This window comes from Phaeobacter sp. JH20_08, from assembly GCF_048056635.1.
GTDB lineage: Bacteria > Pseudomonadota > Alphaproteobacteria > Rhodobacterales > Rhodobacteraceae > Phaeobacter > Phaeobacter bryozoorum.
Map to the genome: position 1 here is coordinate 338,015 of NZ_JAYMVV010000005.1, position 19,602 is coordinate 357,616.

At 64.3% G+C, this 19,602-nt stretch carries 9 protein-coding genes; 2 read left to right on the plus strand and 7 right to left on the minus strand.

All coding sequences use genetic code 11. From position 1 onward, the window contains the following. Position 1 precedes the first annotated feature (1 nt). Positions 2-6,493, minus strand: coding sequence for a type I polyketide synthase (locus VWY75_RS03665; protein ID WP_416537287.1), 6,492 nt, complete (start codon positions 6,491-6,493; stop codon positions 2-4). Between the two features lie 266 nt (positions 6,494-6,759). Beyond that, positions 6,760-8,223, minus strand: coding sequence for a hypothetical protein (locus VWY75_RS03670; protein WP_416537288.1), 1,464 nt, complete (start codon positions 8,221-8,223; stop codon positions 6,760-6,762). A 164-nt stretch (positions 8,224-8,387) separates the two neighbouring features. Between VWY75_RS03670 and VWY75_RS03675 the strand changes: the two genes are divergently transcribed. Next, complete coding sequence (locus VWY75_RS03675) at positions 8,388-9,140, plus strand: WecB/TagA/CpsF family glycosyltransferase (protein WP_340544538.1); 753 nt, start codon at positions 8,388-8,390, stop codon at positions 9,138-9,140. A gap of 75 nt (positions 9,141-9,215) precedes the next feature. On the opposite strand, the gene VWY75_RS03680 is transcribed toward VWY75_RS03675, so the two are convergent. After that, positions 9,216-10,202 (minus strand): glycosyltransferase, encoded by a 987-nt coding sequence (locus VWY75_RS03680; protein WP_416537289.1) that lies wholly within the window; start codon positions 10,200-10,202, stop codon positions 9,216-9,218. After that, on the minus strand, positions 10,199-11,314 hold the full coding sequence (locus VWY75_RS03685; protein WP_416537290.1) for a glycosyltransferase family 2 protein: 1,116 nt from the start codon (positions 11,312-11,314) through the stop codon (positions 10,199-10,201). Before VWY75_RS03685 ends, VWY75_RS03680 begins: the two co-directional genes overlap by 4 nt. 161 nt (positions 11,315-11,475) lie before the next feature. Between VWY75_RS03685 and VWY75_RS03690 the strand changes: the two genes are divergently transcribed. Next, positions 11,476-12,426 (plus strand): glucokinase, encoded by a 951-nt coding sequence (locus tag VWY75_RS03690; RefSeq protein WP_416537291.1) that lies wholly within the window; start codon positions 11,476-11,478, stop codon positions 12,424-12,426. A gap of 25 nt (positions 12,427-12,451) precedes the next feature. Here the strand turns inward: VWY75_RS03690 and VWY75_RS03695 are convergent, their stop codons facing one another. The 3 genes from VWY75_RS03695 to VWY75_RS03705 form a co-directional block, all read right to left on the minus strand. Further along, the gene (locus VWY75_RS03695) at positions 12,452-16,114 is read right to left on the minus strand and encodes a translocation/assembly module TamB domain-containing protein (RefSeq protein ID WP_416537292.1); all 3,663 of its coding nucleotides are present in this window, start codon (positions 16,112-16,114) and stop codon (positions 12,452-12,454) included. Further along, positions 16,111-17,964 (minus strand): autotransporter assembly complex protein TamA, encoded by a 1,854-nt coding sequence (locus VWY75_RS03700; RefSeq protein ID WP_416535530.1) that lies wholly within the window; start codon positions 17,962-17,964, stop codon positions 16,111-16,113. Before VWY75_RS03700 ends, VWY75_RS03695 begins: the two co-directional genes overlap by 4 nt. A 229-nt stretch (positions 17,965-18,193) precedes the next feature. Beyond that, complete coding sequence (locus tag VWY75_RS03705) at positions 18,194-19,426, minus strand: urate hydroxylase PuuD (protein ID WP_340544549.1); 1,233 nt, start codon at positions 19,424-19,426, stop codon at positions 18,194-18,196. Positions 19,427-19,602: the final 176 nt, after the last annotated feature.

The following is a 19,602-nucleotide window of genomic DNA, read 5'->3' on the forward strand; positions in this document are numbered from 1 at the left end:
GTCATTCTGCCGCCTTTGGCGCGCTTTGGCGCAGCGCGGCGGCGTCGGCTGCATCAAGCCGCGCCTTGACCTCGCCTGCCAGCACGCTGACGTTGGGCACCAGCACCATGCTGTCGTGATCACCCGGCACCTCGACGACCTCGATCGCTGGCGCCCAGCGGGTCCAGTCGTTGTCGTCGTAGACATATTCGCGCTCGCGGCTGACCCAGTTCCCTGCCGAGACCTGCCAATGGCGATCAAGCGGCGGGCGGAACAATGTGAGAGGTCCGCTCCACGGGCGCAGCTCATAGGCGGGCAAGGCGGCGCGGAAGGCCAGTTCGACCTTGCGGTTGTTGAACACCGGTGCGCTGCTGTCATCGCTGGCGGCATACCGGCGTTTTTCGATCTCCCAGGCGATGCGATTGCCGATCCATTCGCCCAGATACCCGATGCCCTTGCGGCGCAGCTCGGCCCATTTGATCAGCGCCTTGTCGCGGTGGTTCAGCTCAGGTCGCATCGGCAACGGTGTGTCCAGCAGGATCAGCGCGGCGGTGTCTTCGCCGCTGGCGCGCAATTGCTGGGCCATTTCATAGGCGGTCAGCCCGCCGCCGGAAAACCCGCCCAATAGATAAGGCCCCTCCGGCTGGATGCTGCGGATTTCGGCGAGATAGTCGCGGGCTGCCGCATCAAGCCGGTCATGCGGGGCGTCGTCGCCGATCAGGCCACGGGCCTGCAGCCCGTAGACCGGGCGGTCCTTGCCAACCATCAGCGCCAGATGGCGCAGGTTCAGAACGTTGCCGAACATGCCGGCCACCAGAAAGAAAGGCCGTCGCCCGGTGCCATCGCCGGGGTGGAGCTGCACCAGATGGGTATATGCCGGCGTCTCGGCCTGGGGCGTGCCTGTGTGGTCGGCAGAGGTTTCGGTGGTGAGGCCGCCGCCGGTGCGGGCGATCACCAGTTCGGCGAGCCTCGCGACGGAGGGGGCCTCAAACAGGGTGGAAATCGCCAGATCGACTCCAAAGCTGCGCTTGATCTGTGCAAAGAGCCGGACCGCGACAAGGGAATGGCCGCCAAGGTCGAAGAAGCTGTCGTCGACCCCGACCTGCGCCACCCCAAGCAGCCGGGCAAACTGCGCCGCGATCTCCTCCTCGACCGCGTTGCGCGGGGCGAGGTAGTCGGTGTCGAGCTGTGGCCGTTCAAAGCTCTGGCTGTCCTCGCGCGCCTGCTGCGGAGGCTGATCGGCCTGTGCCATCAGATCCGGCAGCGCGAGGGAGGATACCACCACCTGCGATAGGCCAGTCGCCAGCGCCCGGCGCAGCGCGTCCGGGCCTTCTTCGGCGCGGATGCCCTGGCTGATATTGCGATGCAGTCGGCGTTCCTCGGGCGACAGCGGCTGTGCGCCCGGCGATGCGGCCAGTCCCAGATCCGCGCCGCTGGCGTCTGCTTCCTCTGCCGGGGCCAGTTTGGTTGCACCGGGCAGCTGCTGCATCTGAAAGCCCCGGACCTCAACCAGCACGGTGCCATCTTCGGTGGTCAGGGTGATGTCGAACCGGGCACTGGTCGCATCGCTGTCCATCAGCCGCATATGGCTGAGCACGTCGCAGGGCAGCGGAGCAAAGACCTCGATACCGTCATAGGACACCGGCACCCAGAGCGCGGCACCGCGATAGGCGGGAATCAGGTCAATCGCCCATCCGGTGGCAAGATCCATCAGACCGGGTGGCAGCAGCGTGCCGTCCTTGGCGGCGATGGTCGGCAGTTGCAGCCGGGCAATGCCTTCGCCCGTCCCCTGTCGCATCTGTTGCAGGACATGCCAGCGCGGGCCGAACTTCAGATGCGCCTCCTGTGGTGTCCGTAGCCGTTCGCGCTTGGTACAGGGTGGCGTTTCGGTGGCCACCGGTAGCAGATCGGGCAGGGGGTGCCGACCGGACTGCCGCGCCGCGATATCCGTCTCCAGCAGCGCCTGAACATGCAGGGCATAGCCCTCCGCCGTGCGGCTGTAGACGGCAAACTCATAACCGCGCTCGACCGGCAGCAGCCGCACGACCATATCGCAGGGGGCTGTCTCCGAGACCACGAGCGGGCGCAGGAAATAGAGATCACGCAGGGCAAAAGGCGCCTCATGCCCCAGTTCGGCAAGTGCCTCGGCGGCATATTCGATGTAGCCGGTGCCGGGGATCAATGCAGTGCCATCCTTGGTGCGGTGTTCATCAAGGATCCACTGGTCGCTGCTCAGCCGACGATGAAACAGCACCCCGCCATCCGGGGCAAACTGGCGTCTGTCAAACAACGGCTGATCACAGGGGATCGGATCATCACCGGCCTCCTGCTGGTGGGCGCCAATGGCATCTGCCGCCATGCCGACATCTGCCCAGACCCCCCAATCGACGGCAACGACACGGGTTGTGTTGCCCGCAGCCCCGGCACCGCTGCGGTGCTTGGCAAAGGCGTTGAGATATTCATTCGCGGCGACGTAATCGACCTGGCCGATCGGGCGCGTCACCGTCGAGGAGGAGGAGAACAGCACCATCAGCTCCAGCGTGTCGGTGCCGAAAATGGCGTCCAGTACCCGCAACCCGCTGACTTTCGGGGCGAGCACCTGGGAAATGTCGTCCTCGGTCTTGGCCAGAACCGGCGCGTCATTGATCTGGCCTGCGCCATGGATGACACCGGTGATGGGGCCAAAGGCGGTCTCGGCCTTGGCGACGGCGGCGCGCATCTGTTCGCTGTTGCAGACATCGGCTGCCAGCGGCAAGACCCGGCCCCTGCCAATGGCGTCCAATGCCATCACGGCGCGGATGCGCTGGGCGGTTGTATTGGCCGGGCTGTGGCGGTTCAGATAGCTGTCCCACTGGTCACTCGGGGGCAGGCCACCGCGCGAGATCAGCACTACATTGGCGCCATAGCTCTGCATCAGATCCGCCGCGATGGTGCGTCCGATGCCGCCGTAGCCGCCGGTGATCAGATAGGTGCCACCCTCGCGGAAGCCGGGGAGTGACGATGTGATCTGATCCTCCTCCGACAGCTCCACAGGGCGCCACCGCAGGGTGTAGCGCTTGTCACCACGCCAGAGTGCGGTGCCATTTGCAGGCTCCGCCAGCAACTCCTCCAGCAGGCGATCCGCAATCGACGCGGGCTGGTCCTCCGCCAGCCAGCGCCGCAGCCCACCGGGGCGGCGCGGCAGTTCGATATCGACCGTGGCGCAGGTGAGGCCGGGAATTTCGCGCGGCAGCACACCGGCAGGGCCCGCGATCATCGCCTTTTCGGGGTAGGGCAGCGGTTCGTCGCGCAGCTGGGCCGCGCCAGTTGTGAACACTGTCATATGCAGTGGCTGCGGTAGGTCGATCTGGGCCAGAGCCTGCCCCAGCGCGGTCAGCGCATAAAATCCCATCTCCAGATTGCGATCAAAGAAGGAGGCGCCGGGCCGGAAGGTCTCGCCCTCGGTTACCAGCCAGAAATGACCGATACGGCTGGGCAGAAGATCGGCCAGCGCCAGATCGGCAAGCAGCGCATCGTAGCCCGCGCGCCCCTGTTCGGGCGCCAGCATATAGCGGGTCTCGCTCAGTTGCGCATAGGTGTCGCCGGGGCGCACCCGCACCACCCGGTGGCCTGCCTGATCCAGCCTTGCGGCCAGTTCAGAGCAGAGTCCGGCGTCGTCTTCAAACAGCAGCCAGGTTTCGGGCTGCTGATCCAGTTCGCCGGTGACGTCCAGGTCGCAGCTTGCCAATGCGGGCCGCCAGCTGGGGCGCGATCCCCAGTGCGACAGCTGGTCGTGGCGGGCCGGGGTGATGATGGCAGCCTCGGCGCGGGCCGGGGCCGCGGGCTCGATGAAATAGCGGCTGCGCTGAAACGCATAGGTTGGCAGCGGCAGGCGCTGACGCCGTGCATCGCCCCAGATCTGATCCCAATCGGCGTCCAGCCCGCAGGCCCAGAGCCGTCCGATCACCCCAAAGAAATAGGCATCATCCGCCATCATCTGCTCGGGATGGCGCAATGAGCTGAGCACCTGACCGGGTTTGATCTTCGGCGCCATCTGCGCCAGCGAGGACAGTGCCTTACCGGGGCCGACCTCCAGATAGATGCGGTTCGGCACGTCAGCCAGCGTATCAAGACAGGCGGCGAACATGACCGTATTGCGCAGCTGGGCAACCCAGTATTCGGGGTCGGTGGCCTCGGCGTCGGTCAGGATCTGGCCGCTGCGGTTCGACAGGATCGGGCGTCCTGGTGCTGTCAGGGTCAACCCGCGCAGGAACTGGCGGTATTCATCCAGAATGCCCTCCAGCATCCGGCTATGGGCGGCAATATCAATCTGGATCCGCTGGTGATCCACCTCATCGGCGGTGAGCTGAGCCGCAAGCGCATCCAGCGCCTCCTGCGGGCCGGACACGGCAGTGAGGCGTGGGGCATTGACGCTGGCGATGTCCAGATCCGGCGAAAGCCGGGCCTCAACCTCATCCAGTGGAAGGGAAATCGACAGCATCCCGCCGGCAGGCACCTTGTCGAACAGCCGTCCGCGCAGCAGCACCAGATCGATGCAATCCTCAAAAGACAGCACACCGGCCAGACAGGCGGCGGTGTTTTCACCCATCGAATGTCCCACCAGCGCGGCAGGGCGGATGCCCCAGCTGATCCAGAGCTGCGCTAGCGCAAATTCCACGATCATGATCAGCGGCAATTGCACCGACGGCTGTTGCAGCCGGGCATTGGCGGCGTCTTCTTCCCCCGGTTCCGGCAGCCACAGCGCGCGGATGTCATAGTCCAGCTGCGCCTGAAGGTGGTCGAGGCCCCGGTCCATCCAATCGGCAAAGACAGGCTCGGTTTCGTAGAGATCCCGCGCCATACCCGCATATTGCGCGCCGCCGCCGGGGAACATGAAAACCACCTCCGGCGGACGGTCGGCGCTGTCGTGGTCAAACACGCGTCTGGGGTCGCCCGCCTCAAGCAGCGCGGCGGCCTCCTCGGCGGTTTCGGCGACTAGGGTGCGACGCTTGGCAAAGCTTCGGCGGCCCTCCTTCAGCGTATAGGCCACATCGGCCAGAGGCAGATCCGGGTTCGCGCGCAGATGCGCGGCCAGGGCACTGGCATTGGCATTCAGCGCGGCCTTCGAATGGCCCGAGAGGCAGAGCACCTGAAACGGAAAATCGCTGTCCTCCGGTGCGGGGCGGGGTGCGGCCTGTTCCAGCACGACATGGGCATTGGTGCCGCCCACCCCGAGGGCGTTGACCGCAGCGCGGCGCGATCCCTTGGCCGAGGTCCAGTCTCGCAACCGGTCATTGACCACAAAAGGCGCGGTTTCAAAATCAATCGCCGGATTGGGTGCCTCATAGCCGAGGCTGGGCGGGATCTGACCATGATGCAGCGACAAGGCGGTCTTGATCAGCCCGGCGACGCCGGCGGCGGTATCCAGATGGCCGATATTGGTCTTGACCGATCCGATACGGCAGTAACCCACGGCGGCGGTGGTTTCGCGGTAGGCTTCGGTCAGCGCGGTGACCTCGATCGGGTCACCAAGATAGGTGCCAGTGCCGTGGCATTCGACATAGTCGATGGTGTCCGGCGGGGTCTTGGCGGCGCGCAGCGCCTGTCGCACGGCGCTGGCCTGCCCCTCGACCGAGGGGGCCAGATAGCCGGCCTTGTCGGCGCCATCATTGTTGATCGCAGAGCCTTTGATCACCGCCCAGATATGATCGCCATCCGCCAGCGCATCTTCCAGCCTGCGCAGGGCAACCGCACCGGCACCGGAGCCAAAGACCGTGCCCTGTGCGCGGTGGTCAAAGGCGTGGCAGTGGCCGTCGGGCGACAGGATCTCGTTTTCCTTGAACAGGTAGCCGCGGCCCTGTGGCAGTTCGATGGTGACGCCGCCGGCAAGAGCCATGTCGCAGTCGCCCTCGCGCAGGGCCTTGCTGGCATAATGCACCGCCACCAGCGAGGTGGAGCAGGCCGTCTGAATGTTGACCGATGGTCCCTTCAGATCAAAGACATGGCTGACGCGGGTCGACAGGAAATCCTTGTCGTTGCCGGTATGGCGCAGCAGGAACATGCCCACGTCATCCACCAGCGGTTTATTGGAGCAGATGTTGAAGTAGAAATAGCTGCCCATGCCGCAGCCCGCATAAACCCCGATGGGGCCGTTCAGGCTTTCGGGCGGGTGACCTGCATCCTCCATCGCGCCCCAGGCGACTTCGAGGAATTTGCGGTGCTGAGGGTCGAGAATGGCGGCCTCTTTTGGGCTGAAGCCAAAGAACTCGGCGTCAAATTCGGCGTAGCCGTCCAGCGCAGCGGTAGCGGCGACGTAATTGGGGTCGGACAGCGTTTCCGGGTCTTCGCCTGCGGCCAGCAGATCCTGCTCGCTGACGGGTTTGATCGATTCCACACCGTCACGCAGGTTTTGCCAGAACGCCTGCGGCGACTGCGCTCCCGGCACGCAGAGCGACATGCCGACAATGGCGATATCGCCGCTGTAGCGTGACGCGTCAAACGGAGTGCGATCTGTGGTTTTCGCGGATGTTTTCAATTGCCCCAATCGTCCTCAACCCATGTGTCCGAAACAAGAGCCTTGCCCGAACGTAACCCTAACCAATCAACAACACTGACCCTGCGAGCGCAAAGGTCTTGCAACAGTGGCACGAATTGGTCCCCAATCTGTGAACAGGGCGTGCGCCCGCTGGCCCCCAAGCCGACGGATTACCCTGTGCGCGGTGTGAACCCTGCAAAAGATATACGGTATCGATAGGGACAGATTGTGTCCAATTCGGCCTGAATTGCGAAGAGAATGCGGCATCACAGCACACTGCGCCGTGCCTTGGCCAGCGGCGCGGTGGCGAGTGCCTGATGGCCGTCGAACAGCTGCCGCTTTGGCGTGAACAGGCCGGGGTATAGCAGGCGCTCAGCATAGCCAAGCACCGACCCGGCACAGAGCCATGTCACCGGGGTCAGCGTCGCGTTCAGCAGCATATCGACCAGCGTCGCCGCCAGCATCAGCGCCAGAGGCGCGGCAAAGGGCGACAGTGTTGCAGCCGCATGGCGGCGCATCTGTTGCCACAGCAGCACCAAGGGCCCGGCCAGAAGGCCCATCTCGGCGATATAGCCAACCCAGCCAAAGGTGCCAAAGACTAGGATCCAGCGACCGTCCGGGATCGATTCGATCTCTCCGCTTTCGAGGTTGCGTACCAGATTGCGCCCCCAGCCGCCCCAGCCGAACCAGGGTTTGTCGGCGGCGCGATCCAGCATCAGCGCCTCATTGGTGAACCGAAAGCCCAGCGATTGCGCCCGTTCGGGACTGAAGGCCTGGGCCTGCGCAAGGATGGCATCCACGGGCACCAGCCCAAGGTTGCGCAGCATCGGATAGACAATCGCCACCACCCCCAATGCCAGCGCCAGCCGCATCTGCATCCGGTAGGAAGCCATCGCCACAAAGGGTGTAAAGATCAGGCCATAGACCAGCGAGGCGATGCTCTTGCACAGGACCAGCACCGCAAAAAGGTAAATCGCCGCCATGGTATAGCGTCGCTTGTCCGGGCCTTCGGCACTGCGGGCCAGCGATGTTGCGGCCAGCACTGACATCAGCACGAACAGCGCCAGCCACAGACTATGGGGCAGGAATACAATCGGTCGGAACCCGCCCTGACGCATGGTCTGGCTGAAATCATGCTGAAAGAATCCATAAACCCAGGTGTTGATCTGCGGGCTGAACCGGACTTCGAACAGCGAAGGTATCGAATAGATCAGCCCGGCCACCATCAGCACCATCACCAGCTGCCGCTGCTGGTCGGGATGTGAGAGGTAACGGCGCGCCAGAAAGAATGGCAGCAAGACGATCAACTGGTTGATCATCACCGATCCGAGGTCGCGCCAGCGCAGCCCGGGCAGGGCATAGGTCGGAAAGACGATGGGTTCGGCGTTTTCAAGCACGCGGAACACGATCGGGTCACCATTGGTCAGGACGGTTGCAATGACCGAACCGAGGAAGAGAGCCACAAGCGCCCGCATCACCGGATGGCGGGGCCAGATCTCCACCCGCTTACGCAGGATATAGACACAGATCACAAAAGCGACGACGGCCGGAATGGAATCCTTGTCCATATCCGGGACCAATGGCAGGTCGAACACCGCAAGCGGTGGCAGGAACAGATAGCCGCCGATGACGCACCAAAGAATAGCCTGCTGCAACGGCAGACGCCGAAACAGTTTGTATGCGATCACCGGCCAGGCGATCAGCATAAGATAGGCCAAAGCATTTGGCATCGCGTGCGGCCCTGCGCTCCTGTATTTGCCCCCGTGACCATAAGTTTAGCCCCAGATGTCTGCGCTGTCGCCCGCATTCGTATTCTGAGGTAAACTCTTGAAACAGATGCAAGGCCATGTGATCGAAGAGGGGCGTCGCTTCTGGCGCATGAGGGGGGATGCGGGTGTATTTTGATATTCGGGACACACGGATTGATGTGAATATTGCCGATCCGGCGCGGCTGGAACAGGCGGTGATGGGGCATTTCCAGACCCGTCGTGGCTTTGCGCTGGCGACGGTGAATTTGGATCACCTGGTGAAAATGCACAGCTCGCCTGCCTTTCTGAAAGCCTATGCCGCACAGGATTTCGTGGTGGCTGATGGGCGGCCCATTGTCTGGCTGTCGCGGCTGGCACAACGACCGGTGGCGCTGATGCCGGGCTCCGACATGGTGCTGCCGCTTTGTCGTTGGGCCGCGCGCGCCGGGGTGCCTGTTGCTCTTGTGGGCAGCACCGAAGCCGCGCTTCAGGATGCCTCCGCGGCATTGAAAGCTGAGGTGCCGGGGCTTGAAATCGCCTGGTGCCACGCGCCGCCGACGGGCTTTGACCCCGGCAGCGAGGCTGCGGAGCAGATCCTGCGCGAGCTTGCGCGCAAGCAGATTGGCCTGTGTTTTCTGGCGCTTGGCGCCCCCAAACAGGAGATCATGGCCGCCCGTGGTCGCGCTCTTGCGCCCGAGGTCGGCTTTGCCTCAGTTGGCGCGGGGCTTGATTTTCTGGGCGGCCATCAGAAAAGAGCGCCCGCCTGGGTGCGCCGATTGGCCCTGGAATGGCTGTGGCGGGCGCTGAGCAGCCCGCGCCGCCTGGGTCCGCGCTATCTGCGCTGTCTGGCAATCCTGCCGGGTCAGCTGCTTCACGCGCTCAGGCTGCGCCACCCCTGACGGAAACTGGCCTGACCGGATCTGGCCTGACCGGATTTGGCCCGACCGGATCTGACCTGACCGGGGTGGCGGCAGTTATTTGTATTCCATCAATCCGCGTTTGCGCCCCCGCAGTCGCAGCCAGTGATATTCCATCGCGCCCTGTGCCTCGGCAAATTTGCCGAGAATGGAATAGAATGCGCGACGACGGCCCATCCGGGTAGCCAGCCGCAGGAACTGCACCGGGTAGACCAGCAACAATAGCAGCGCCCAACCGGAAAACGGCAGCAGCATCAGGATGCAGGCCGGGATTCCGGCGCCCCAGATCAGCGCCCGCCTGGTTTCCGCAACCCAATGGCGTTCGGGACCGGCGCCATGCAGCGCCGCCCCCTCGGCAAAGGCGAAACCCGCACGGCGGCTGCGCTGCCACCACTGCGAAAACCGGAGCATCTGGGCATCGTGCAATGTCATCTCGACATCCAGCCGCCAGATTGACCACCCGGCGCGTGCCAGACGCAGGCACAGCTCAGGCTCTTCGCCCGCGATCAGGTCGTTGCGATAGCCGCCAACCTCCTGCAGGGCGCGAAGCCGCATCAGGGCGTCGCCGCCACAGGCCTTCGCCGGGCCGACCGGAGTGTCCCATTCGTGATCGCAGAGCTGGTTGTAGATCGAGCTGTCGGGGTGACGTTCGCGCCGCCGCCCACAGACCACCGCCAGCCGGGGATCAGCCTCCAGCCGCGCGGTTGCGCTGGCGATCCAGCCCGGCACCACCTCGCAATCGCCATCCACCAGCTGCACATAGGTACAGTCGCCGTCGAGATGGGCCAGACCTGCATTGCGGGCGCGGGCAGCGGTGAACCGCTCGCTCATATCGAGGCTGACAACCTTTACCCCCAGCGCCTCGGCCGCGGCGACCGACCCATCCGTTGACCCGCTGTCGACATAGATCACCCGACGCAGCTGACCTTGCAGGCTGCGCAGGCAGGCCAGCAGCCGCGCCCCTTCGTTGCGGCCGATGACGACAGCATCGACAATCGGCGGCGTCTGGGCGGCGACCGGCGGATCCTGCACATCTCGGGTCATGCTGCGCTCTCCGCCAGATAACGCGGGGAAACCTGCAGGAAACCGGCCTCGCGCAGCTGTTGCGGCCCGGTTTCCGGCCCGTTATAGCGCTGAGCCTTTTCGGACCATAGGCTGAGATCCGGCGTCGTGGCAAAGCCCGCAACACGCAGCGCATCCTCGCCATGGGAGATGGCCGCGCGGGACAGGGAGGCTTGATCCCGCGCCATCGGATCATTGGCAAATTTATAGTGTTTCAGAACTGCCATCGTGTCGGCGACCTGCACACCGGTCGACAGATGCGGATGCACCGCCGGGCCGACGTCTGCACCGACAAAAACCAACGGGTGTTTGCTGAGGCAACAGTTCTCTCCAAAAACCGCGCCGCGAATGCCACCGAACTGCATTCTGGGTGCAGGCGCGGGCGCATCTGGCAGCCGGTTCTGGGACAGGAAGAACCCCAGCCCGGTAGCCGGATCATGATAGGGCAGGGCGCGCACCGCGCCGATGTCATAGTGGCAGAAGCTCTGCTGCACCTCCGGGTAGGCGTGCTGCGCGACCGATTGCAGCGGCGCCTTGGGAAACATTTCCAGCATCTGCGCCATCATCGCGCTATACCCGTGCCGATCCAGATAGCGCACCAGCCCGGTCAGGCCGAGCTGCGCCTGCCCCTCGAATTCAAGGATTTCGTCCATATCGGCGAAAAGACACCAGCGACCGGCGCAAAACTTCCGCGCCGCATAACCGCGAAAGATATTTTCAAAGCGGCCCCAGGGCAGGCGGGATTGCAGCACCGTGACATCCGGTTCTGCCGCCAGCCGGGCCAGCGTGTCGTCGCTGGAGCCGGTGTCGCAGAAAACGAAATGCGCCGCCCCAAGCGCGCGGTAATGGGCGAGAAAAACATCAAGGTAATAGGCTCCGTCCCGCACCAGCGCGACCACGGTAACTGCTTCGCGCGGTTGATGAATTTGGCGCGGCCCCGACAGGTGCCGGAGCGTTGCACGAAACCGCAGGCGATCAAATGGCATGACGATCCTGCTGTCGAAACGATCCGCAAGACGGGCAAGAAACCGGCGGGTCAGCCCATCGGGCGCTTTCGGCGCGGCGGGGCTGGGAGGATCATCTGTGCCGGTCATCGTGGCTCCTGGTCGGACAGTTCCAACTGTGCAAAAACATCGATCCGTGGCAAGTATATTGCATTATGTTAGCGCTAAAACTATGACCGTCGCAGAATTGCATTTCGACGCTGAATACGGCAGTGTCTCGCAAAAATCGGACATGCAGAGGGACAGAGCACATGGGCTCGGACATGACAGTGCTGGTTGGCGACGTGGGCGGCAGCAATACGCGGCTGGCCCTTGCCGGTCCTGAAATCGGCGTCACGGCGCTGCAAAGCTTTGCTAATGATAGCTTTTCCAGTCTCGATGACGTGCTTGCAGCCTATTGCTCGCAGCCCGATCTGCCGCCTTTGGCCGGTGCCTGCATCGCGGTGGCGGGGCCTGTCTATGGCAACGAATATCAGCTGACCAACCGCAACTGGCAGGGGACGGCAGCGGACCTGGGTCGACAGTTGCAGCTAGGCGAGGGCGCGCGGGTTGACGTGATCAACGATCTGGCCGCGCTCGGGCATTCGCTGCCCGCACTGATCCCCGGCCAGCTGTCGTCGCTGCGGGCGGGACACCAGCGCGGACAGCAGGCGCTGGTGGCGGGCATCGGCACCGGCTTCAACGTGTCCTTGTCGGTGGATGGCCACACTGCCGAAGCCGAGATGGGCCATACCAGCCTGTCGGCGCCTGTCGCGCGTGGTCTGGCCGAACGGCTTGGAGAGCGAGCTGCCGGTTTTGCAACCAATGAGGATCTGTTCTCCGGGCGCGGGCTGGTGCGCTATCATCAGGCGCTGCATGGCGTCGCGGCAGAGGGCGGCGCGCAGATCGTCGCGGATTATCTTGCCGATGCCGACAGCCCTGCCGCCGAGACGGTGACCAGCTGGGCGCGGCTGCTGGGGGATTTTGCCCGCGAATTGGTGCCGACCTATATGCCGGGACAGGGGATCTTTTTTGCCGGCAGCGTGGCACGGGGCGTGCTCGGCACCCCGGCCTGCGAGATATTCCTCAAAAGCTTCCTGCAACCTGCGACCGGCGTGCAGAGCCGGTGTGAAACCACGCCGCTGTGGTTGATCACCGACGATGCCGCAGGCGTCAGCGGGGCGGCGCGTTTTGCAATCGAAATGGCCGGCCGCAGTCGCTGAACCGCGCCCATGGCTGGGGCGCAGATCAATAGTCGCGTTTGAAGAAGAGGCCGATCCCGGTCTCGCCTTCGCCATCCACCTTGCCGGTGACGGTGAGGCTCTTGCTCACATCCAGATTGATGCTCAGCTCACTGTCGCCGCGGGTGTTGACATTGAAATCGGTATAGACGTTCTCCGACACATAGCCGCCGATATCCAGAAGGCCCGCGCCGATATTGTCGAGACCCAGCTCAACATTGCTGGCGCCGGTTTCATCGCGCAGTTTGCTCTCGGCCCGATTGCTGCCGCCGCGCCCGCTGAGCGTGGCGACGGAGCTCGCCAGCCGTGCCAGCGCCAGCGGGGAGAGGTCCTGAATATTGTCGCCAAACAGCAATAGCGCCAATGCCTCCTCGCTTGGGCGTTCCGGCTCGGAGGTCACCTTGATCGAGGGGCTGTCGATCAGCCCGGAGAGTTCGAGCGTCGCGGTGCCTTCGGAGGTCGCTGCCGAGGAGCGCAAGAGCAGATAGGGGCGCAGGTCGCCTTGCAAGGTGATCTGCCCCTCATCAAGCGCCAGCCGTCGTCCAAGAATATCAAAGGTGCCACGGATCAGGCTGATCTGGCCTGATGGCGCCAGGTTCGCGGTGCTGCCGCGCAGCTGGATCTGGCCGCCCAGCTCGGCACGAACGCCACGCCCACGGGCGTTGATGCGATTGGGCGCGCTGATCAGCACGTCAAGTAGGGTTCGGCCAGCCCCGCCACCGCTGCCGCCGGTGTTGATCAGCCCGGCACGGGCGCGCGTGCGGCGCACCTCGGCAGGCTCACCCTGATGGCGGATATCCGGGATCGGCGCTGCGGTAACGGAGCCGCCTGCGGTCGCAAGGTTGATATTGGTCTCGCCCACATCAATCCGCCCTGACAGGCTTTTGGTTCCGATCAGCCCCCCGGTCAGAGACAGCGCACCAGAGAGTTGCGTGTCATAGGACAGCTGATCGCTGAGACCGACATTGGTGAGCGCGATCTGCAACTGCGCATCAAAGGGCGCGATCAGCCCGATGGGTCCGCTGACCCGCAGCTGGCCGCCATCGCGGGGCTGCGCCGTCAGCTGAAGATCGGCTCTGGACCGCGCAATAGAGACGGTGGCGGTGATGTCATCTATCCGCTGGGCGGCAGCCGGAATTGCCAGCGACGTCCCACTGGTACGGATCTGCCCGCTGAGGTTGGCCAGCGATGGCTCCCCTTCCAGCGAGAGATCGAACTGGGCGGGGCCACGGATCAGATTGGGTGACATGAAGGGGTTCAGCCCCTCCAAACGCAGCTGTCCCCTGGCATCAATATCGGCACGGCCCTGCACCTCGTCCCAGCTGCCCGCTACGGTGCTGGTGACCCCAGCCGGGCCAATCGCGCGGCTATCGATCTGCCAGACCCCATCGCGGCGACGGGCGGTGCCTTCGGCGGTCAGCCGCCCCGGCAGCCCGGGAACGAAGCGCTGTACCTCGGCCACCAGCGCGTCAAAGGTGATATCAGCGTCCCCTTTGTTTTCGGAGACCGTACCATCGAGATCAGCCGATAGCCCCGCCGGTCCTTCGGCCGCACCGTCAAAGGTCCAGACCCCGGCGCGGCGGCTGGCAGTGCCCTTGGCGCTCAATGATCCGGCGAGGGTCGGTACAAAACGTTCAAGCGCGTTGATCGCGGCGTCGAACTCCAGATCGCCATCGCCGTTGATATTGATCTGGCCGGTCAGTTCCGCGCGGGATGATTTCGGGCCTTGCAGCTCGGCAATGCCAGAAAACGTCTGGTTCTCGCGGGTGATATCCGCGCTGAATTGCAGCGCTCCGGGGGCCTGCGGCAGGACCTTCTCCAGCTGCTTCAGCGTGGCGCCGAGGGACAGGTTGCCGCTGGTGCTGCCCAGTTGCCCATTGGCCCGCGCGCTCAGCCCTTTGGCCTCCAGCGCGAAGCGGTCGATGCTGAGCCCGGCCTCGTCCCGGCCGGCCTTGAGCGAAATGGTGGTGGTGCCGCCGATCAGGTCATCGACAGGCCGCAATCCCGCCGAGAGGTCCTGACCCCGAACTGCGAGGTCAATGTCAAAGGCCCCAGACAGCGGGGTGGTGGAGCCGACGGCCTTTGCCGTCATCCGCCCCTCCAGAGATTGTCCCGCAAGGCTGGAGAAACGCGCAAGATCCTGGGCGTTGGCGTCAATATCGGCGGAGATGCGCAGCCCGCTTTCCAGACCGTCGATGGTGACCGCCCCGGTCGCACCGTAATCCGCGCCCAACAGCAGCATATTGGTGATACGCAGCGCGCCGGGTCCATCTGTGGTGACCTGCCCGTCAAAGGTGATTGCCGCCCCCAGGGCCTCGGCCAATGCAGGGTCGGTGGGGCGCAGCCCGGTCAGCGCGGCGGCGATCTGCCCATCCAGCGCCAGACCGCTGCTCTGGTCCAGGGTGCCGGTCATCTCCAACTCGGCACGGGCAATGCGCAGCGCGGGGTTGGCCAGCCGTTTCATCCGTGCAGTCACGGTCCAGTCGCGGCCAGCGGGTTTCCGTGCATGGAACGCAAGGTCGGTGACCGTGGTCGAACCGCCTGCCACTGGCAGGACCACCGCTTCCTGTCCCGGCGGAGGGGTGACCGCAGCGCTCAGATCGGCGCTTTCAAGTTCGCCACCGGCGGCCATTTCAACAAAACCGGAAACCTCCAGCGCCTGTGTCGAAAGCGCCAGATCGTCGATCATCACCCCGCCCATGGCGCGGGTCTGGCCGCGCAGCCGGGCGCGCATGTCTGGGCCGAAGAACGGCTGATAGACCGGATCGACCAGCGCGGTGATATCGCCGTTCAGATCCGCACGAAAGCCAATGGGGCGGCTGCCCGCGCTGGGATCCGCCGGGGCGTCGCCGGCAGGCGACAGAACAACAGTACCGCCGAGGCGTCGGGTGCCGTCGGTATCCAGTGCCAGTTCGGCGCTGAAATCCTCAACCGGTCCGCGTCCTTGCAGGGCGAGACGGATATCGGGGCCGCCCGGCAGGCCAAGCGCGGTGGACACAAGCCCGCCGTCTTCCTCCTGCAACACCATATCAACCGTGATATTGCCGGTGTCATTGGCAAAACCCGCCTCCAGGGTGAGCTGATCACTGTCGCGGTCCAACCGGGTGATCTGCAAGGCGCTGTCGAGCGCGCCATTGGCAAGGCTCATCGAACCATCAAGGGTCAGCACCGCCGCCACCCCGACCAGATCCTGCCCAAGTGTCAGCCGCCCAACCTTGATTTCACCGATATTGATCGACACCGGCAGCTCCGGCAGCTGGAACGGCGCCGCCTCGGGGGTTGGCAGGTTGGGGTCGTCCAGCGGCGCAGCGGGTGCGCGTTCGATATGAATGCGATCCGCCTTTAGCGTGTTGATGGAGAAATCACCGCGCAGCAGGCCTAGGCGGTTCCAGTCCAGTTCTGCGCCCTCAATGGTCAGCCAGATGCCTTCGCTATCTGCCACGGTCAGCTTTTGCAGCGTAGCCTGCGAGGACAGCGCCCCCTCCAGCCCGGTAACGCGGATCGCGCGGCTCTCGCCCGAGAGCGTGTCTTCGAGAAAATCAACCAGCAGGCCACCGCTCTCTTGGCGCTCCTGCGCGGGTGTTTCCAGAGGGGCCATTGTCAGCACCACAGCCAGGAGCAGCGGCGAGAACAGGGTGGCAGGGCGGAGGGCTGCAAGAAGATGTTTCAAAATGCCTGTCCTATCCCGATGTAGAATTGCAAGCCGTCGTCGCTGCCACCGTCTACCGGATAGGCCAGATCCAGACGGATAGCGCCGATCCCGGCCACGTCGTAGCGCAGCCCGAACCCGGCGCCGGCATGTCGGGCCGAGTCCGAGGAGACAAAACTCTCCGCATCCACCAGCCCGACATCGTAAAAGCCGACCAGGGTGAATTTCTCGCCGATCCGCCCGCGTACCTCGCCCGATAGGGCCAGATAGCCGCGCCCGCCGGAGATCCCGCCCGCCGCAGGCACGCCCAGCGACTGGAACTCCTGACCGCGCACCGATCCTGCGCCGCCGGAGTAAAACAGCAGGGTGGGCGAAACCTCAGACAGCGACGGGCCGATCACCGATCCCATCTGCAACCGCCCGGCCAGCACGATGCGGTCACTGCTGCCAAGCGCCTTATAGGCGCGCCCGTCGAATTTCAGCTGAAGCCCGGATTTGCTGCCATCCACGCCGACAAAGGGCAGGGCGCGGGCATCCAGATAATATCCGCTGGTGGCGCTCAGGCTGCTGTCGCGCCCGTCGTATTCCGCCCGCAACTGCCCGACCAGATATTTGAAACGTCGCTTGCCGAAGACGTCTTCGGCGAGCACGCTCTCAAAGCCAACAGAGGCCTCGGCAAAAAGCTGGTCGGAATAGACCCGGCGCAGGCCGACCGCGCCCAGTCCACGGGTGGCGGTGTAATGTTCTTCGTCCAGCCTCTCGGCCTCAAGCAGGTAGAACTGGCTGTCATCGGGACCAAAAGCGGCAGGCCGGTCCAGCCGCAGCGCCACGCGCCCGTCCAGATCATTTGCACTGCCAATGCCCGACAACCGGGCCTCAAATCGCAGGCGCTCCGCACCGCCAAAGAGATTGCGGTGCATCCAGGAACCACTCACCTCCAGCCCGTCAGAGGAGCTGAGTTCAGCCCCAAAGGTAAATCGCCGGGGCGGCTGATCCTCGATCCTGGCGACATAATCCAGCGTACCGTCGGGATTGGCGCGTTCGGCAGGGCGAATGGTGACAGCGGCAAAAGCCCCGGTGCGGCGCAACCGTGTCGCGGACCGCGACAGAAGATCGGGGTGAAACACCTCGCCTGTCGGGAAGCCTGCGATCCGCTGTATCGCCTCTGCCCGCACATTCGAGGGTGTGGCCAGTTTCAAACGACCAAAACGCAGCTGCGGTCCCGGCGCCAGGCGCAGACTCGCATTCAGTCTGGCGGCCACATGGTTGGCGGTGATCGACTGCGCGCCGACCTTGGCCTGCGGGTGACCGGCATAGCGCCAGTTTTCCACACCCGCGTTTGCGGCATCGCGCAGGACTGCGGTGGTGGCCGTGCGACCGGTGGCAAATTCTTCGGGGATCTCAACCGCTCGTCGCTGTGGGAGGGGGGCAATCTCAGCGGTGCCAAAGGTGAATTTCGGACCTGCCTTGACGGTGATGTCTATCTTCTTGATCTCACGCGGAAGGTTCAGGGGCTGGATCCGGGCCGCCTCGCGCCCATCGACGCTTATCTGCACCACCGGTGAGAAATATCCCTGATCGTAAAGCACCTGCACCAGCGTGCGATAATCCGAGAGCGCCGCCGCCATCAGCGGCTGCACGCCGGTCTCGCCGCGTGCGCTGGTCGCCAGCGTGGCAGAAGCATCCTGCAGGAGGTCGCGCAGATCGCCGTCCGACCCCGGCGCGACCAGCCGGGCGTCCGCCGCAGACAGCGCCAATGTGCCGCCAAAGAACAAGGCCGTTGCCAGGGCGGCCTTGCGGCCCAGCTGAGCAAAACCCCGAGGTTGAGTGACATGGCAAAGGGAGCGGCGGAAGGATCGGCGATAGAACATGGGACGCTCCGGACAGGCTACAAGATCGGTCCCCGGTCTCGGGCGGATCGGCGCTGACGCCACCGAGACATGTGGACCGGGATCAGACCTAACATAGGGCAAACCCGGTGTGTAACGTCAATGTCGCGTGATAGGTTCCCGCGCCAATTCGTGATCAAGCCTCTGACAGATCGGCGACAGATCGGCGCTGATGCGCGCCCCGGGTTGGAGCTGACGGGCTGACGACTGGCTACATCTGCGCGGCGCGGAACCAGGCCCGGATCGCAGCGCGATCCTCGGGCGCCATATAGGTGATATTGGCAGGTGGCATCGCATGGGTCACACCCGCCTGCAGGTAGATCTCACCGGCGCGGCGGGCCACATCCGCTTCGGTCTCCAGCAAGACACCCTTGGGGGCGGTGCGGATCCCGTCCCAGAAGGGTTCGCGGGCATGGCACATGCTGCATCGGCCCAGAACGATTTCATGCACCTCGGCAAAGCCTTCGGTCTGGGCCATGGTCAGCGCGGTGCCGCTCAGCGCGGCCTCCTCCGGGGCATCGTCGCCCTCATGCTCAAGCCCCAGCGACGACAGGATGATCACGCCCAGGAACAACAGCGCCGTCGCCAGCCAGGTCCAGGTCGGATCACCGGCACGGGCGTGGCGTGTGTTGAAATAATGCCGGATGGTCACCCCCATCAGGAACACCAGCGCCGCGATCAGCCAGTTGTATTCGCTGGCAAATGCCAGCGGGTAGTGGTTCGACAGCATCAGAAACACCACCGGCAGCGTCAGATAGTTGTTATGGGTCGAGCGCAGCTTGGCGATCTTGCCATATTTGGCGTCCGGCGCGCGGCCTTCCTGCAGATCCTTCACCACGATGCGCTGGTTGGGCATGATGATGAAAAACACATTCGCCGTCATGATGGTGGCGGTAAAGGCACCGAGATGCAGCATCATGGCGCGACCGGTGAACACCTGATTGAGACCCCAGCCCATGGCCACGAGCATCACGAACAACAGCACCATCAGCAGGGTCGGGCGCTCAGCCAGACCGGATTTGCACAGACGGTCATAGACCAGCCAGCCCACCGAGAGCGTCGCGGCTGAAATCAGGATCCCCTGCCACAGCGCCAGATCCGCCTTCGACTGGTCGATGAGATACAGCTCGCCACCGACCCAATAGACCACCATCAACAGCGCAAAACCCGAAAGCCATGTCATATAGCTTTCCCATTTGAACCAGGTCAGATGGTCAGGCATCTCGGCGGGGGCGACCAGATATTTGCGGATGTGATAAAAACCGCCACCATGGACCTGCCATTCCTCGCCATGGGCGCCCACCGGCAGATCCGGTGCCTTGCGCAGCCCCAGATCCAGCGCGATGAAATAGAAGGAGGAGCCGATCCAGGCGATGGCGGTGATCACATGCAGCCAGCGGATGGCAAAGCCCAGCCAATCCCACATCATCAACAGCTCAAACATTCAGATCCGGTCCTTTGTCGCCCAATGCGCATTGCTGCGGCCGGGGCTGGGTTAACAGTCAGTCGCTGCGCGTCCTGCGGGCGCCGATGCCGCCCGGTGGTTCGGGCCGGGCGGGGCGCAATCTGGCCTAGCGCAGCCCTGCCACACTAGGCAAAGCGGGGTTTCTTCGGTATTCC